Raw genomic sequence first — 2,336 nt, forward strand, 5'->3', positions numbered from 1 at the left:
TGTATGCGCCTGCGCTGGGTGGGTTTTGCGGGATCAGGCGTCGCGATTGTCTGAGCGCAGCGAGTTCGAGCGACGCCCCCGCAAAACCCATTCAGCGCAGGTTGCCCGCAGCAAAGCTGCGGGTCGCAGACAGCGGGGTCGCCTTTCTTTTGGGTACTTTTCTTTGGCGAAGCAAAGAAAAGTACCTCGCCCGCCGGGGAGAGACCCGGCACCGGAAGCCAAAAAAGGGTAGCGTCCCCTTGCACTCATCACCGTCATTGCGAACGAAGTGACGCAATCCATGCACCCGGAAGTCATGGATCGCCACGCTTCGCTCGCGATGACGATCCTCTTTCACGGTAGTCGGTTGGGCCTCAGGCCACCCCGTGTGCCTTGAACCAGGCAAGCGCACGCTTGAAGCCATCTTCGGCCGCCTCCTTGCGGTAGCTCGGACGGTAGTCGGCATGAAACGCGTGCGGCGCATCCTTGTAAAGCACAAATTCCGAGGCTTTGGCAGCGGCATTGCCTCGGGCACCGGCATCGGCCAACGCGTCTTTCATCTGGTTGATGGTGGTCAGCGGAATACCGCCGTCCTGGCCGCCGTACAAGCCCAGCACAGGGGCCTTTGTATCGGCTGCCTGGTCCAGCGGGTGTTTGGGCGTGAGCGCGGTGGACGTGCCCACCAGACGGCCATACCAGGCCACGCCAGCCTTGACCTTGCTGCTGTACTGGGAATACAGCCAGGTGATGCGACCACCCCAGCAAAAGCCGGTAATGCCCACTTTTTTCAGGTTGCCGCCGTTGGCACCGGCCCAGGCCACGGCACCATCCAGGTCTTTCATTACCTGCGCATCGGGCACTTTGGAGACCACCTCGGCTATCAACTTGGCCATTTCGCCGTAGCTGGCAGGGTCGCCCTGGCGCGCATACAGCTCGGGCGCGATGGCCAGGTAGCCGGCCTTGGCAAAGCGGCGGCAGGTGTCGGCAATGTACTCATGCACGCCAAAAATTTCCTGGATTACCAACACCACCGGCAGGTTATTTTTTCCTTCAGGCGCGGCATAAAAAAACGGCACCGAGAAACCTTCCACGTCGTAAATCGCCTCGCCAGTGGTCAAGCCGTTGCTAGGGGTCTTGATGGCCGTTTGCGCCATGATCGGCATGGCCGAGGCGGCGTAGCCCACGCCCAGAGCCACTTTCAGTGCGGTGCGGCGGCTGGCACCGCGCAGGGTCGAATGACCTGGCAGCAAAGCGTCGAAATCTTGGGTTTGATCCTGGGTCAGCATGGCGTGTCTCCGTGGGTTGAAAAAGCGCGAGCTTAAGTGCGAATGCTTTACCAAGTTAATCCGTTGCGCGCAAATCCTCACAAATGACACAGGTGTTGGGCACTGGCGTTGCGCTATGATTTGTCACGCTGCCAGATGCCACGGTGATCCCGTGACTTCAGCAACACAGTTTGGCCTAAGTGCTTTACCCAATGCACACCCGGCCACTTTCCACGTATTCTTTGCTGGATCACAAGTCCGCCAGGAGATAGTCCCCATGCCACAGCGCAACCCCTTGCACCTGCACGTGCCCGAGCCCACCGGACGCCCCGGCCACGACACCGACTTTTCTTACCTCCCCCTGTCTGCTGCGGGTGCCAAACGTCGCCCGCCGGTTGATGTGGCGGCGGCCCAGACCAACGACCTCGCTTTTGCGCTGATTCGCGTGCTCGACGACGACGGCAAGGCGGTCGGCCCCTGGGCACCGCAAATGGAGGTGGCGCTGCTTCAGCGCGGCCTGCGCGCCATGCTGCTGACGCGCGCCTTCGATGCCCGCATGTTGATCGCGCAGCGGCAGAAAAAAATGTCGTTCTACATGCAGTGCCTGGGTGAGGAAGCCATTGCCTGCGCCCACGCGCTGGCCATTGGCGACGGCGACATGTGTTTCCCCACCTACCGCCAGCAGGGCCTGCTGCTGGCGCGCGCAGACAACAACATGGTGGAGATGATCTGCCAGCTCTACAGCAACACGCGCGACCCCATGAAAGGGCGGCAACTGCCGGTGATGTACTCCAGCAAGAAACAGGGCTTTTTTTCCATCAGTGGCAACCTTGCCACCCAAGTCGTCCAGGGCGTGGGCTGGGCCATGGCCAGCGCCATCAAGGGTGACGACAAGGTGGCCAGCGCCTGGATTGGCGACGGCGCCACCGCCGAGGCCGACTTTCACACTGCGCTGACCTTTGCCCATGTCTATCGCGCGCCGGTCATCATCAACGTGGTCAACAACCAGTGGGCCATTTCCACCTTCCAGGCCATTGCCGGCGGCGAAGGCACCACCTTTGCCGCGCGCGGCGCCGGTTGCGGCATTGCCTC

At 61.6% G+C, this 2,336-nt stretch carries 2 protein-coding genes; one reads left to right on the top strand and one right to left on the bottom strand.

What is annotated here, in order from left to right; translation table 11 throughout:
• Positions 1-353: 353 nt before the first annotated feature.
• Positions 354-1,265, bottom strand: a complete 912-nt coding sequence (locus IBX54_RS14525) for a dienelactone hydrolase family protein (protein ID WP_296543367.1) — start codon at positions 1,263-1,265, stop codon at positions 354-356.
• A 256-nt stretch (positions 1,266-1,521) separates the two neighbouring features.
• Between IBX54_RS14525 and IBX54_RS14530 the strand changes: the two genes are divergently transcribed.
• The coding region (locus tag IBX54_RS14530) for a thiamine pyrophosphate-dependent enzyme (RefSeq protein ID WP_296543368.1) at positions 1,522-2,336 on the top strand (815 nt) is incomplete at its 3' end.

Source organism: Rhodoferax sp. (assembly GCF_014859475.1).
Taxonomy (GTDB): Bacteria; Pseudomonadota; Gammaproteobacteria; order Burkholderiales; family Burkholderiaceae_C; genus Rhodoferax.

Bases quoted from the DNA above. Each gene is read 5' to 3' on its own strand.
- IBX54_RS14525 (WP_296543367.1), bottom strand. From the start codon at position 1,265: ATGCTGACCCAGGATCAAACCCAAGATTTCGACGCTTTGCTGCCAGGT.